A 14,240-nucleotide genomic window follows, 5' to 3' on the forward strand; every position below is an offset into this window, starting at 1 on the left:
TTCACTAGACGGTAAAGCCTTGCTTCCTGTCCCGGAGGATCGCCGTACCCAAAAGATAGTCAAAAAGTTCTTCGACCGTAACCCGGTACCCTTCCATATCACCGCTTGGTGCTCCTTCGACCTTCAATGGGACCGCAAACTTGGAGAACAGTCTCTGGCTCCTGGCATCTCCGGGCGCCCAGAATTGAATGTCTGTTACCTCTTCCTCCTGATCATGCAGATGCTCCGCCAGAAACCGGAGGCCCTCCACAAACCAGCGGCTGACACGATAGGCTTTATCCAAATAGGCGGCTTGAATCTGGATCATATGACGGTCCTGATAATCGTGCTCCCCGGTTCCGTGAATATAACTGAATGCTCCGCATATCTGATCCTCCTCGTCATAGCACAGCACGGCTGTACCTGCCATCAGAAGGGGACTGGCGAGGTAGCCCAGGGCTGCGGAGAAGCTATATTTTAAATTCAAATCCTCATAGCGGCTTAGCAGAAAGTCGATATAATGGTGCTGGGATCTTTCGGTACAGCAGACCGTGAAATAACCATTCATGAAGGACCCCCCTACTATTTTCCTAGCTTTTCATTCTTCATCCCCGGTTGAAGCTTTCCTGTAATCCATAATACCTATGGATGTTTAAGTTTTGTTTAAGTAATGGCAAAAAATGATGCTTTCTGTCAGCATCGAAGAGAGTCCCCTGATATAATATAACTAATTTAGTTTCTGTAACCGGAGGTTACCTGCTATGAGGCTTGTCCAGTTCGAGCGAAAGGACAGACGGCGGCTTTTCATGTACGGCCTCGCTGCTGTAATGTTGGGCGCTATTATCATTCTTGCCGCACAATTAAATCCAAAGTTCAAAGACATCGAAAGCCCGGACACTTCAACGATCATCGTGGCACCGAAGCAGGGCTATGCCGACTTGTCGGCATGGAACCCCGGCAGTCAAGGGACTCTTTTGCTGGATGGGGAATGGGAATTTTATTGGGATCAGCTGCTGGAGCCGGCGGACTTTGCTTCGAATGAGCCTTCCAATCCGGATCCGCTATGGGTTCAGGTGCCAATGCCGTGGACGGAATACATCATGAATGGACAACCTCTGCCTCACGAAGGCTATGCTACATACCGACTGCGAGTGCTGCTGCCTAAGGCCTGGACCGCCCCCCGCCAGACGCTCGGCATTTACCCGAAGAGCATTGCTTCGGCATATGAGATCTGGATTAATGGCTCGCTGAGGGGCGGCAACGGAACGGTGGGAACCGAGCGGGAGGACACCCATCCCAAAAGCTATCCCGATACGATTTATTTCGAACCTGTAACGGGCTGGAATGATATTGTAATTCAGGTTGCGAACTTTCATCAGCGCAACAGCGGAATCTGGCAGGGAATGGAGCTCGGTACCTCGGAGTCGATCTCCAGGCTGCGGACGTCCCGGGTGGCGGCCCAAATTTTTGTGATCGGGATTTTTTTCATGATGTCAATGTATTATTTCTTTGTGTATTTCAACCGGAGAAAAGAGGTTTCTGTGCTCCTGTTTGGAGGTCTCTGTCTATCCGTGGGTATCCGGACCATCGTATTGGGCGAATCCACAGCACTCTACTTTCTGCCGGGACTGTCTTGGGAGTGGGCGGTCAAGGCGGAGTACATCTCGATTTCAATGGTTGCGCTCACGCTTATTTTCTTCGTGAACCGGGAGTATCCGCAGGAGTCAGTGTCCTGGGCGCCTCGTACAGCGGGGGTTGTGCTTGCCGGCTTTATCCTGTTCTTTCTGCTGACCCCTGCCCGGATCTACACCCACTATTTGTCGCTGTTTATTTGGGGTCTGCTGTTTCCGGTTCTGATGTACACGCTGTTTGTTTATATCCTCTCTGCCGTGAGGCGCAGAAGAGGCTCACTCACGACGGCGCTCGGATTTCTGTTCTTTACGCTATTTGCACTCAATGACATGCTGTTTTACACCGGCCTGCTGGCAACCGATGATCTGCTGTCCATAGGTCTGCTAGGCTTTCTGATCACGCAGGCGTTGAATTTATCCGCGCGCTTCTCCCGGGCGATTGCGGAGAAGGAGCAGCTGGCCGAACAGCTTTGGCAAAGTAACCGTTCCCTGGAGCGGACGGTGGCAGAGAGGACGTATTCTCTGCAGCAGAGTAATGCCAGTCTTCAAGAGGCCAATCACAAGATGGCAGATTTGGAGAAATTCCGCGTCCGGCTTCTGTCCAACATCTCGCATGAGCTTGGCACTCCGATTACGTCGATCAAGGGCTTTGCCAAGGCGCTGCGGGATGGAATCATAACGGCTGATGCGCCTAAATATGCCAACCGGATTTATGAGCGCTCTATTCTAATGGAGCGGATGATCCATGATCTCATCGAGCTGAGCAAGCTGGAGACAAATCAGATCACGTTCCAGATGGAGGAGCTTGCCCCCGTTGTTTTTTTCAAGGAGCTGTTTCAGAAGTATGAGTGGGAGATCGAAGACAAAGGCATTCAATGCGTTATCCTCGTTCCGGCAGAGCCTGCGCTGCCTTGGGTTCTTTCGGGTGATCCGCTCCGCCTGGAGCAGGTGCTGTCTAATCTGATTTCCAATGCACTCAGGTTTACCGAGCCGGGGGGCTGTATTACACTGCGTCTTGTGCTGGATGGCATCGAAGGAAACAGGCCTGCGGCGCTGGTGACTGTAGAGGATACCGGGATCGGAATTGAGCCCGAGCTTCATCAGCATATTTTTGAACGGTTTGCCCAGGCGAGACAGCCTTCATCCAAAGCTCAAGGCTCCGGATTGGGGCTGGCGATCTGCAAAGAGATTGTTCATTACCATCATGGAGAAATCAAGGTCAGGAGCGATCCGGGAAAAGGCAGTGCTTTTTGCTTGGAGCTGCCATTAAAGCTTGCACAACAAGGGGAGGTGCACAGTAAATAATGAGCTATGCGGAACAGAAGCAGATCCTCATTGTGGAGGATGATGCGGACATATCCGACCTGGTGTCTATTTACTTATGCAATCAGCAATTCAGCACCAGGATCGCATCCACACTTACCGAAGCATCCATTTGGCTGCAATCTTCAAGCTTTCATCTCATCATTTGCGATATTATGCTGCCAGATGGCAATGGGACGGAATGGGTCAGGGAGTGGAAGAGCAGCCGAGACATTCCAGTAATATTTCTAAGCAGCCGTAACGAGACCGAGGATATTGTTGAAGGGCTGGAGCTGAGTGAGGACTATATTACTAAACCGTTTGATCCGGATGTTATGGTAGCGAGAGTGAGGGCAAGATTAAGAAGGCCCGGCATTCCGCAAGGGAATACAGAGCCAACTGAAAAAGTATGGAGTGATGGACGCCTGCAGATTTTCTTCGAACGCTGGGAGGTACGGCTGCAGGGGGAGGTATTGAATCTGCCGAGTAAAGAGCTGCAGCTTCTGCTGCAGCTGGCGGCTCATCCCGGAAGGGTGTTCAGTGTCGAGCAGCTGTTCGATTCCATCTGGGGGCTTGAAAGCGGCAGCGATCACCGAACCGTGATGGTGCATATTCATCATCTTCGCCGCAGAATTGAAGAGAGCGAAGTCCGATACATTGAAACGGTAAGGGGGATCGGCTACCGATTTCTGAAGCGCTGAGCCGCCTGGGCTTACGTTGCGATGATCTCGTCCGCCGTGTGCGATTTTAGCTCCTCGTAGGCAGCAAGCAGCTGCTTGTGCACAGGGTGATCCGGATGGATGCCCATATGCTCATGGATCACCTTCGAGACGCCATGCTCTGCAATCCGCTGCTGCAGCGCTACCGCTTCCTTATCGGCAGGGTCATGGAACATCAGGGCTGCTGCAATCGCAGCTTGAAGTCCCGGCGTTTCAATACCGGCATCATAGGCCTGCAGAAGAGGTCGAACGAGACGATCGTTCGGTGAGAGCTTGCGCAGCGGTGAACGTCCGACGCGAGTCACCTTATCACTGAGATGCGGATTGGCGAAACGCGCCAGAATGGCATCTATATATTGCTGATGCTGCTTCGCGTTGAAGCCGTGCTTGGTCGTAATCAGCTGTCCGGTTTCGTTCATCACCTGGCGGACCTGTGACACAAGCTGGGAATCTTTCATGGCCTGGCGGATCGTGGTGAAGCCCTGAAGAGAGCCCAGATACGCGGCGCAGCAATGCCCGGTGTTCACGGTAAACATTTTTCGCTCGATGTAGGGCTCCAGCGAGTCCACATAATGCACGCCCTTGATCTCCCGGAAGCCCTCCAGCAGGGCCGGACGGTGAATTACCCATTCAAAGAAGGGCTCAACCGTAACCTGCAGCGGGTCCTGATGCTTCTGCAGCGGGACAATCCGGTCAACAGCAGCGTTAGGAAAAGAGATGCATGTATCGGCTTGCTGGCGTTCTGCTTCACTTAATAGCGGATACACATGCTTCTTCAGCCGGGTACTTCCGGCGATCGCATTCTCACAGGCGATAATGTGCAGAGGCTGAGACACTTTCTGCTGCAGCCGCAGCGAGATGCCTTGCGCTATGGAACGGGCGATATCCTTCAGGGCATTGACGCCCACAGCGGTTGTAATGATTGCGGCCGAAGCGATCTCGGCAGCGACATGCTCTTCTTCATGAAGGCTAATCGCGGTAACATTGCTGACCAGTGTAGTATCCTGCTCGTCGTTGGCCAGCGTGATCGGGTACTCCTGCCGCTTCTGCAGCAGGGCAATCTGTTTCTGATTTCTGGCGACAAAACAAACCTCATAATCCGAGGCGGACAACATATGGCCGATAAACCCGCGGCCGATATTGCCCGCACCAAAGTGTACGGCTTTCATCTATGAATTCCCCCTTGAATGATCAGATCTGTTGGATGTCAGTTTCATTTATACGGTGTTAGCGAGCGGCTTGGTTAGCAAATCGTTGAATTCCAGCTCAGTCAGGCAAGAGAGGCGCTGGTGCGGCATATCAAACTCCAGTGTTCCAGTAATCGTGTTCGGGATGACGACACAATGTATGCCGGCCGCTGCCGCCGCCCGGGCTCCATTAGGTGAATCCTCAATAGCCACAGCTTCATCAGCAGTCACACCCAAGCCTTCAAGAGCTTGCGTATACAGCTCAGGATCCGGCTTTACATTTGCGACATCATCCGCCGTGCGGATCACCTCGAAATAGTCAAGCAGGCCCAGCTGCTCCAGATGCTGCTCTACCCAAGAGCGGGTCGAGCTTGTCGCGAGTCCGATTTTCAGTCCCTGCTCCTTGGCCTGCTCTAAATAATGAAGAATGCCGGGACGTACCTGCTCCTGATTCATCAGGGCGGCATGCTTCAGCTGAATGGCTTCGCGGAAAGCCTCTTTATCGAGCGGCAGGTTCAGCTCCGTCATTAAATATTCGTAAGGATTAAAGGTCTTTAGGCTGGTGCCGATGCATTGGGAATACATTTCCAATGTCAGCTCCACACCATGCTTCTGGTAGGCATCGCGAAATGCGCTGTACCACGCTGTCTCCGTATCAATAATCGTTCCGTCAAAGTCAAAAATCATCGCTTTAATCATCCGATAACCCTCCTGTTCAAATTTCGTATCTGTTTGTTCTCTCGTACTCATTTGTCTCTGTTAGATTAGGTGACGTATTCGATGTGAAAAATCATGTAAAAGTGATGAAAACGCTCCGTGCAACTACTAAAACCGTAACATAAGACAAAGAAAAGGGTCAACCGTGTGACAAATCATAACACAAGAAAACAAGCTATATAAAGCGCTTACAATACAAATGGATGAAAACCGCAGACTCCCTAGTACTTCTAAGGATGTAAGCGGTTATATACTGCCAAATGGAAGTCCTTCTCAAAAAAAATGAAAAAAATTACGCTCTCCCTTGCTTGCCGGCATGAATCGTGCTGGGATGAGGGAATTCGACATGGAGAAGACGGGAAGAGTCATCCTCATTCAATTGGGCCCATTGCAGCGTTGCTACTTCGGCCGCAATGGTGGTACACTGAGTGCCAAAAGCATGAGCTAAAGACAGGGTGTGGTCATCATCTGGAAGCTTCGCCGTTTTTATTCCAATCATTTAAAGAGGAAGATGTTTAACAAAATCGTCGTGCTGTACTCTACTGTAATGATCGTGCTGTTCGGGGTGGCGGCAGTGCTGGTGTATCAGTATCAGACCCAGCGTATTTTACAGGAGCATACGGAGGCCAACCTGAAATCGGCACAAGTGCTCAGCGTGTATCTGACCCGTCAGTACGAAGGCGTCCTTGGTATGTTTCAGCAGATTTACGGAGATGCGACGCTAAGTGATGAATTGATCTATTTCCTGAACAACGAATACGAGAATTATTTAAATTACCGGCTCGATCTCTATTACAAGAACGGCGAGCAGCGGCTCCGTTCCTTTACAACTTTGCTCAAAAATTACCTGGAGCAGGATCATGGTATCCGCGAGGTGTCCATATCCAGCAGCGTGAACCACTTCGTCATGAACTTCAGCCGCAAAAATCAGGAGCTCATGAATGAAAACGCTTCCGGTGAATCTCGGACCAGTCATCAGCAGCGTAATCCGCAGGGCTGGAGCTTTAACCGGGAAGAGGATGTCTATGTGTACTCACGGGAGCTTCGGGATCCATGGACATTGAAGCAGGCAGGGGGCATCAGCGTGAAGTTTGACCACCGGCATATTGAGGCATGGCTCGATAGCCAGGCCTCGGTAAAAGGCAGGCTGCTGGTAATGACCTCGCAGGGTGGCGTTTTGTATGATTCGAAAGGCGTGTATGGTGGTCAGGTGTATCCGTACGGGCTGAGCCGAAGCCCCGGGGATGAATGGGTGATGCTGGATGAGCCGTCGAAGGCGAGAGTGCTGCAGCTTGGCAGCTCGGGGCTGTCCGTGGTGGGGCTCGTTTCGAAATCCTCCATTGAGTCGGGCACGAAGAATCTAAGAGACGGCTTGCTGATCATCACACTGGCTTTTATCATGGCGAGCTTTGCCATTACGTTCACGATCATTTCTAAATATTCGAAAAAGGTCCAGCGGATCATCCGGTCCATGAACCGGATCGGGGAGGGGGATTTATCCACCCGTATTCAGATGCCGGGGGAGGATGAGCTGCAGCAGATTTCAACCCGGTTCAATGACATGGGCGATCGGCTGGAGCAATATATTGACAAGATCTATACCACAGAGCTCAAGCAGAAGCAGGCGGAGCTGGTGGCGCTGCAAGCACAGATTAACCCGCATTTTTTATACAATACGCTGGAGTCGATTCGCATGAAGGCTTACGTTCAGGGAGCGCGGGAGGTGGGGGATATGATTTACAGTCTTTCTGTCATGTTCAAGAGCATGGCTAAGAAAAGCACTGTGGTTACCATATCCGAAGAGCTGGAGCTCTGTAAGGTGTATCTGAATTTGTTCGAAAAGCGTTATGAAGGTCAGCTGCGCCACACACTGGAGGCCGACCCGCAGCTGCTTGGCTGCTCCATCATCAAACTGCTGCTCCAGCCGATCGTGGAGAATTACTTCGTCCATGGCTTCCGCCCGGCGGAAGACGAGAACTGGATCGGAATCAGCGTGGAGCAAGACGGGAGCTATATTCTTCTTACGGTAGAGGATAACGGCACCGGCATCCCTATGGAGCGTCTGGAGGAGATTACTCATTCGCTGGAAGGTCCTGTTGCTCCTATGGACAAGGACTATGCCTCTATCGGGCTGAAAAATGTTCATGACCGGATTCAGATCAACTATGGCTCGGCATGCGGGGTCAGCATTCACAGCACAGAAGGTCAGGGCACCAGGGTCATATTAAAAATACCGATGATGGCAAGAGGGGAGACAGCATGAGAAAGGTATATTTTGCAGATGATGAGCCGCTCATTGTTCAAGGCCTGAAGGCAATTCTGGATTGGGGGAAATACGGGCTGGAGGTCGCGGGAACAGCGCGAAATGGCGAAGAAGCTCTGACGGAGCTGCTGGAGCAGCCGGTGGATCTGCTGATCACAGACATTATGATGCCAAGGATGAACGGCCTGGAACTGATCCGGCGTGTCAAGGAGCGGCACCCCGGCACCAAATGTATTGTGTTAAGCGGCTACGAGGAGTTTGAGTACGTAAAGACCGGTATTACGCTTGGCATTCATAATTATATCCTGAAGCCGATCAATCTGGAGGAGCTGGAATCTACGGTAAGCCATATCGTGCAGGAGTGGGAGCGCGAGGGTGAGCGCCGTTTCCAGCTGGAGGAAGACTGGAAGGTGCTGCAAAGCCATGTGCTGCAGCGCTGGGTGCACGGCAGTATAGATCTGGCCGAGCTGCGTCAGCGAGCCGAGCTGCTCGCCCTGCCGCTCGAAGGCAGCTGCTATCAGGTCCAGGTCATCCGGACGTGGGTCGAAGAGGGGGAGGCCTGTCCGATCTCCCGGCTTGCGGATGAACTTCAGGCCATGCTGCTGGAGCGGGCGGACGAAGGCAGGCAGGCGATTGCTTTTTCCGACCATGAAGACCTCGTCGTGATTCATATCTGGCAGCAATGTCGACACGAGGAGAGCAGGTGCCAGTCGCTGCTGCCGGAGCTTCACGTGCTGCAGCAGCAGCACGGGCTGAGACTGTGGTGCACGCTGGGCAGGAGGGTCTGCCGGGAAGGATTGTCCGAGGTGGCTGCAAGCTATGAAGAGGGTAAGCGTCAGCTGGAGCAGGCACTGCTTGCGGCAGAGGCACCGTCACAGTGCACTGGGCTTCAGGAACTGCCGCCTGCGCCGGAAGGAGGGCTGGAGCTTTTTAAGAAGGTCATTATTGAGGGCGACCTGGAGGTCATTCAAGATCATATTCGGGAGGCGCTGCGGGTGGAGGCAGGTGTGTCCTTGGTGTCCCGGGAGAGCTACTGGAATGCCGCAGTCCAGCTGATGCTTGCTGTCAAGGAACTGGAGAAGAACCCGGATTACAGTGAGGTGTTCATTCCGCTGCAGGACATTCACACCTTGAAGCAGCTTCAGGAGCATGTGCGGTGCATTGTGGAGAGCACCCTTCTGAAGCAGCAGGAGCAGGAAGAGGGGTACAGTCCTCACGTTTCCTTCCTGACGGCCCAGGTGCAGCATCACTATGGAGAGGAGCTTTCACTCAAGACCTTGAGCCATAGGATGGGGCTGCATCCCAATTATTTGGGCCATCTGTTTCAGCAGGAGGTGGGCGTCACCTTCTCGGATTATCTTAATCAGTTTCGGATTGAAAAAGCGACACAGCTGCTGCTGTACACGGATCAGAAGACCTCGGACATCGCGCTTCGTGTAGGCTATCTCGACAGCTCCTATTTCTATCGGCAGTTCAAAAAATACACCGGCGTTTCTCCGACGGAAATGCGAACGCGCTTCGCCCGGGTGTAAAATTGTGCATGGAGCCGCGGCAGCGAACCGCGGCTTTTTCGTGCCCTGCAAGGCTCTCTTTGGTGAGGCGGCAGGTACATCTTTGCATTTTACGAAAGCGCTTTCTGAATAATCTTTAATTTGTACAGCTGATTCTTGGTTTTTTCAACTTGAGCGAGATAGCGCTTTCTTGACACAATAAGAGTACAAAAAGCACGTGCTGCAAGGCTATGGACCATCGGGACAGCCTCCTGCTTGCCAATAGGTCTTGAGGCAGCCTGATTAACATTCGTGCGCTCAGTAAGGGGGACTGCCTATGTCGGCATTCATCAAGAAGATAATCCGCAACCGGTTTATGCTGCTGATGATTTTGCCAGGAACCATCTGGTTTTTGATTTTTGCGTACCTGCCGATGTTTGGCACCGTGTTGGCTTTTAAGGATTTCAGAATTAGTCCTGACGGATTTTTTGCCAGCGTTTTCAACAGCGAATGGGTCAGCTTCAAGAACTTTGAGTATCTGTTTACGACGAATGATGCGTACATCATTACGCGTAATACCATCCTGTACAATATGGCTTTTATCATTCTCGGTCTGGTGGTTGCAGTAGGGTTCGCGATGCTGCTGAATGAGCTGCTGAACAAGCGGCTGGCCAAGATCTATCAGACCGGCATGTTTCTGCCGCATTTTCTCTCCTGGATTATTATCAGCTACTTCGCATTCACCTTTTTAAGTGTGGATAAGGGGACGCTGAACCAGATCATTACCTTTTTCGGAGGGGATCCGGTCAGCTGGTATTCCGAAGGAAAGTATTGGCCGTACATCCTCGTTTTCGTCGGGATCTGGAAGGGCGTCGGGTATAACAGTGTGATCTATCTGGCGGCGATCACGGGAATTGATAAATCCTATTATGAGGCCGCTGTCATTGACGGGGCGAGCAAATGGAAGCAGGCGCGCTACATTACCCTGCCGCTGCTGAAGCCGTTGATGATTATCCTGACCATCCTGGCTATTGGCGGAATTTTCCGCTCGGACTTTGGTCTGTTCTATCAGCTGCCGAAGGATTCCGGTGCATTGTACCCGGTTACGAACGTTATTGACACCTTTGTATACAGAGGCCTGGTCAATATGGGAGACATCGGGATGAGCACCGCTGCAGGGCTGTATCAGTCGATGGTTGGTCTGGTCCTGATCCTGCTGTCCAATTACATTGTCCGGAAAATTGAAAAAGACCACGCTCTTTTCTAAGCATGGAGGTGAACAAGATGCCGCAGTACCCAACAGCCGGACATGATCCGGCGCCGCAAGCCCGGAGTAAAAGAGACTATAATGCGATCTCGCCATTTTGGAATGTGATCTTCAATATTATTATTGGGGTGTTCGCCTTCTCTTGTATTTTCCCGTTCTTGTTTGTTATTATGATCTCTTTGACAGATGAGCAGACACTGGCCATGGAGGGCTTCAGCCTGTGGCCCAGCCAGTTCAGCACCGCGGCGTACTCGTATATTTTTCAAACCGGGGGAGAATTGCTGTCCTCCTTCAGTCTGACGCTGCTCATAACGGTGCTGGGCACGCTGATTAACCTGACGCTGGTCACAACCTACGCTTATGCGTTGTCGCGCCGCAGCTTTGAATTCCGGGGATTTTTCAGCTTCGTTGCGTTCTTCACCATGCTGTTCTCAGGTGGAATGGTTCCCGGCTACATCGTCATGACCCAGTTCCTGCACCTGCAAAATACGATCTGGTCTCTGATTCTTCCGCTCTCACTCAGCGCCTTCTCAATCATTGTGATGCGGACATTTTTCCAGACGACGGTGCCGGATGAAATTATCGAATCTGCCCGTATTGACGGAGCCGGCGAATTTACGACCTTTGTGCGGATTGTGCTTCCGGTCTCGCTGCCGGGCATTGCAACAATTGGCTTGTTCAGCTCGCTAGGCTACTGGAATGACTGGTTTAATGCGCTGCTGTACTACAACGATCCGCAAAAAACACCGCCGCTGCAATATCTGCTGATGCAGATTGAGAAAAACATGGATTTTCTGACGCAGAATGCCCAGAATCTCGGCTCATTCGATGCGGCAGCCGGAATCCCGACGGAAACGGTTCGTATGGCGATGGTGGTGCTGGCTACACTGCCGATTATTATGGCGTATCCGTTCTTCCAGCGGTATTTTGTCCAGGGCCTAACCGTAGGCTCCGTGAAAGGATAACAGACAAGGTAAGATTGACCCCGTGAACAAAATACGTTCTTAGATGAAGAGGCAGGTGCTCCTGCTTCTTTCGGGAACGGGTTGTAAGCGGTATCAATAGATAGCAAGCTCATTAAATACCTTAAGGGGGCAAACACATGTTTAAGAAAAAGCTTTCACTATTATCGCTATCCCTCATCATGGTGCTGTCGGTGTTCCTGGCCGCATGCGGCAGCAAGGACAGCGGTACCGGAGCGGCTGGCACTTCATCCGAGGGCGCAGCTGTACAGAGCGATGGCACGGTAGATTCATCCAAGCTGGAGCCCGTTAAGCTAAAAATGTTCATGATCGGACCGAACCAAAAGGACTTACCGCTGGTGCAGGAAGAGATCAATAAATATTTGACGGAGAAGATCAATGCGACGCTGGAGCTGAGCATGATTGACTGGGGCGATTACAGCCAAAGAATGCAGGTAATCACCAGCTCCGGTGAAAACTACGATATTGCATTCACCAGCTCCTGGGCATTTGATTACTTGCCGAATGCAGCAAAGGGGGCCTTCAAGCCGCTGAATGAGCTGCTGGAGCAGTACGGTCAAGGTATCATTGACGTGCTGGATCCTCGCTTCCTGGAAGGAACGAAGGTCAACGGCGTGAACTACGGAATCCCTGCGAACAAAGAACTGGCACAGCAATTTGTATGGCGTTTTAACAAGAAATATTTGGACAAATACAATCTGGACATTTCCAACGTGACCACACTTGAAGATCTGGAGCCGCTGCTGAAGACGATTAAAGAGAACGAGCCGGCAGATGTTACGCCATTAGCGGTGGCGAAGGGCTTCAAGCCATACATGCCATTTGATTTCGTGCTGGGTGATGAAATTCCAATCGGGATGTACATCGACACCAAGGATTTCAAATTCGTTAACATCCTGGAGTCCCCGGAGCTGAAGAGCGCTCTGGATACGATGCGCAAATACTACAAGGCAGGATATGTTCGGGAGGATATTGCTACCCTGGACGGCATTGACAATATGAAGACAGGCAAATGGCTCGTAGACCGTGAAATTACACAGCCTTATGCGGAGCTCGGCTGGTCCCGCAGTGCTGGCTACGACATTGTCACGCGTCCAATGCAGGATCCGATCATTTACACAGGCTCTGCAGCAGGCTCTATGATGGCGATCTCCTCGTACTCCAAAAATCCGGAGCGGGCCATGATGTTCCTGAACCTGCTGAATACCGATGAAAAGCTTCGCAACATGATCCAATACGGCATTGAAGGCACGCATTACACGAAGCTGGATGCGCCATATATCGAGGATCTGCCAGCGATGAAGGACAACTACTCCATGCCTGGATTTGCCTTGGGTAACATGTACCTGACTTATCTGCATGAAGGTGAGCCGGCAGACAAGTGGGAAGCGTTCGATGAGTTTAACAGCTCGGCTACTACCGCACCCACCTTCGGCTTTAACTTTGATACGTCTCCTGTAAAAACCGAGGTAGCTGCCATTTCCAACGTGTCAAAAGAATTTATTTCGGCTCTGTACACGGGCTCTGTGGACGCAGCGGTATACTTGCCAAAGGCACAGCAGAAATTCAAAGACGCTGGCATGGACAGAGTCATTGCTGAAGCCCAGAAGCAATTCGATGAGTGGAAAGCTAACAATCAGTAAGGCGGATGAAACATGAGGGAGTACAGCGATTCTGCTGTACTCCCTTTGTTTAGTGGCGTGGATGCACGCCGCACGAACGTGAAGAACTGGACTCGATGCGGACGTATGCTGTTTTGGCGCAGAACGAATGCGAAAAACCGAACTTCTTGCAGCCGCAAGTCGCCCTGGCGCCAAATGAGTGCGAAAAGCCGAGCTCGTTGCGTCCGCAAGCCGCCCTCACGCCAAACGAGTGCGAAAAACCGAGCTCGATGCGCTCGCAAGCTGCCTTGGCGCCAAACGAGTGCGAAAAACCGAACTCGATGCGCTCGCAAGTCGCCCCCGCGCCAAACGAGTGCGAAAAACCGAACTCGATGCGCTCGCAAGTCGCCCCCGCGCCAAACGAGTGCGAAAAACCGAACTCGATGCGCTCGCAAGCCGCCCCCGCGCCAAACGAGTGCGGAAAACCGAACTCGTTGCGCCCGCAAGCCGCCTTGGCGCCAAATGAACACCAAAAACCGAACTTGATGCGCTCGCATGCTGCCCCCGCGCTTAATGAACATCAAAAACCGAACTCGATGCGCTCGCAAGTCGCCCTCGCGCCAAACGAGTGCGAAAAACCGAACTCGATGCGCTCGCAAGCCGCCCCCGCGCCAAACGAGTGCGAAAAACCGAACTCGTTGCGCTCGCAAGCCGCCCCCGCGCCCAACGAACGCGAAAAACCGAACTCGATGCGCCCGCCAGCCGCCCCCGCGCCAAACGAACATTAAAAACCGAACACGATGCGTCCGCAAGTCGCCCTCGCGCCAAATGAACACCATAAATCGAACTCGTTGCGCTCGCAAGTCGCCCCCGCGCCAAACGAACACCAAAAACCGAACTCGTTGCGCCCGCACGCTGCCCCGCGCCAAACGAGTGCGGAAAACCGATCTCGTTGCGCTCGCAAGTCGCCCTCGCGCCAAACGAGTGCGAAAAACCGAACTCGATGCGCTCGCAAGCCGCCCCCGCGCCAAACGAGTGCGAAAAACCGAACTCGTTGCGCTCGCAAGCCGCCCCCGCGCCCAACGAACGCGAAAAACCGAA

Annotated in this window: 11 protein-coding genes; 8 read left to right on the plus strand and 3 right to left on the minus strand. The window is 52.3% G+C overall.

The window, feature by feature from the left end; genetic code table 11:
• Positions 1–4: 4 nt before the first annotated feature.
• Complete coding sequence (locus tag JJQ72_RS06820) at positions 5–547, minus strand: hypothetical protein (protein ID WP_208203169.1); 543 nt, start codon at positions 545–547, stop codon at positions 5–7.
• A 193-nt stretch (positions 548–740) separates the two neighbouring features.
• On the opposite strand from JJQ72_RS06820, the gene JJQ72_RS06825 reads away from it, so the two are divergent.
• Positions 741–2,915 carry a sensor histidine kinase gene (locus JJQ72_RS06825; RefSeq protein WP_243895912.1) on the plus strand — a complete coding sequence of 725 codons (2,175 nt, stop codon included), beginning with the start codon at positions 741–743 and terminating at the stop codon, positions 2,913–2,915.
• Positions 2,915–3,613 (plus strand): response regulator transcription factor, encoded by a 699-nt coding sequence (locus JJQ72_RS06830; protein ID WP_208203170.1) that lies wholly within the window; start codon positions 2,915–2,917, stop codon positions 3,611–3,613. The genes JJQ72_RS06825 and JJQ72_RS06830 overlap by 1 nt, the downstream gene beginning before the upstream one ends.
• 11 nt (positions 3,614–3,624) lie before the next feature.
• Here the strand turns inward: JJQ72_RS06830 and JJQ72_RS06835 are convergent, their stop codons facing one another.
• Positions 3,625–4,800, minus strand: a complete 1,176-nt coding sequence (locus JJQ72_RS06835) for a mannitol-1-phosphate 5-dehydrogenase (protein ID WP_208203171.1) — start codon at positions 4,798–4,800, stop codon at positions 3,625–3,627.
• 48 nt (positions 4,801–4,848) lie between these two features.
• Entirely contained in the window at positions 4,849–5,517 is a 669-nt protein-coding gene (locus JJQ72_RS06840; RefSeq protein WP_138226534.1) for an HAD family hydrolase, read from the minus strand.
• Between the two features lie 529 nt (positions 5,518–6,046).
• Here JJQ72_RS06840 and JJQ72_RS06845 point away from each other — a divergent pair.
• The 6 genes from JJQ72_RS06845 to JJQ72_RS06870 all read left to right on the plus strand — a co-directional run bounded on the left by JJQ72_RS06845 (position 6,047) and on the right by JJQ72_RS06870 (position 13,927).
• Complete coding sequence (locus tag JJQ72_RS06845) at positions 6,047–7,798, plus strand: sensor histidine kinase (RefSeq protein ID WP_208203172.1); 1,752 nt, start codon at positions 6,047–6,049, stop codon at positions 7,796–7,798.
• On the plus strand, positions 7,795–9,330 hold the full coding sequence (locus JJQ72_RS06850) for a response regulator transcription factor (RefSeq protein ID WP_208203173.1): 1,536 nt from the start codon (positions 7,795–7,797) through the stop codon (positions 9,328–9,330). Before JJQ72_RS06845 ends, JJQ72_RS06850 begins: the two co-directional genes overlap by 4 nt.
• A gap of 295 nt (positions 9,331–9,625) precedes the next feature.
• On the plus strand, positions 9,626–10,555 hold the full coding sequence (locus JJQ72_RS06855) for an ABC transporter permease (RefSeq protein WP_138226530.1): 930 nt from the start codon (positions 9,626–9,628) through the stop codon (positions 10,553–10,555).
• Positions 10,556–10,572: 17 nt separating this feature from the next.
• Positions 10,573–11,520 carry a carbohydrate ABC transporter permease gene (locus JJQ72_RS06860; RefSeq protein WP_138226529.1) on the plus strand — a complete coding sequence of 316 codons (948 nt, stop codon included), beginning with the start codon at positions 10,573–10,575 and terminating at the stop codon, positions 11,518–11,520.
• Between the two features lie 137 nt (positions 11,521–11,657).
• Positions 11,658–13,181 (plus strand): ABC transporter substrate-binding protein, encoded by a 1,524-nt coding sequence (locus tag JJQ72_RS06865; protein WP_208203174.1) that lies wholly within the window; start codon positions 11,658–11,660, stop codon positions 13,179–13,181.
• A gap of 113 nt (positions 13,182–13,294) precedes the next feature.
• Positions 13,295–13,927: a flagellar biosynthesis protein FlhF gene (locus JJQ72_RS06870; protein WP_208203175.1), complete on the plus strand. Its 633-nt coding sequence runs from the start codon at positions 13,295–13,297 to the stop codon at positions 13,925–13,927.
• The last annotated feature ends 313 nt before the right edge of the window (positions 13,928–14,240 follow it).

The organism is Paenibacillus sp. F411, assembly GCF_017582705.1.
In the GTDB taxonomy this organism is placed as follows: domain Bacteria; phylum Bacillota; class Bacilli; order Paenibacillales; family Paenibacillaceae; genus Paenibacillus_AQ; species Paenibacillus_AQ algicola.

Excerpts from the sequence above, each read along its gene's own strand:
- JJQ72_RS06845 (WP_208203172.1), top strand. The coding sequence starts at position 6,047 with ATGTTTAACAAAATCGTCGTGCTGTACTCTACTGTAATGATCGTGCTG.
- JJQ72_RS06820 (WP_208203169.1), bottom strand. The coding sequence starts at position 547 with ATGAATGGTTATTTCACGGTCTGCTGTACCGAAAGATCCCAGCACCAT.
- JJQ72_RS06865 (WP_208203174.1), top strand. The coding sequence starts at position 11,658 with ATGTTTAAGAAAAAGCTTTCACTATTATCGCTATCCCTCATCATGGTG.
- JJQ72_RS06855 (WP_138226530.1), top strand. The coding sequence starts at position 9,626 with ATGTCGGCATTCATCAAGAAGATAATCCGCAACCGGTTTATGCTGCTG.
- JJQ72_RS06835 (WP_208203171.1), bottom strand. The coding sequence starts at position 4,800 with ATGAAAGCCGTACACTTTGGTGCGGGCAATATCGGCCGCGGGTTTATC.
- JJQ72_RS06860 (WP_138226529.1), top strand. The coding sequence starts at position 10,573 with ATGCCGCAGTACCCAACAGCCGGACATGATCCGGCGCCGCAAGCCCGG.
- JJQ72_RS06825 (WP_243895912.1), top strand. The coding sequence starts at position 741 with ATGAGGCTTGTCCAGTTCGAGCGAAAGGACAGACGGCGGCTTTTCATG.
- JJQ72_RS06850 (WP_208203173.1), top strand. The coding sequence starts at position 7,795 with ATGAGAAAGGTATATTTTGCAGATGATGAGCCGCTCATTGTTCAAGGC.
- JJQ72_RS06840 (WP_138226534.1), bottom strand. The coding sequence starts at position 5,517 with ATGATTAAAGCGATGATTTTTGACTTTGACGGAACGATTATTGATACG.
- JJQ72_RS06830 (WP_208203170.1), top strand. The coding sequence starts at position 2,915 with ATGAGCTATGCGGAACAGAAGCAGATCCTCATTGTGGAGGATGATGCG.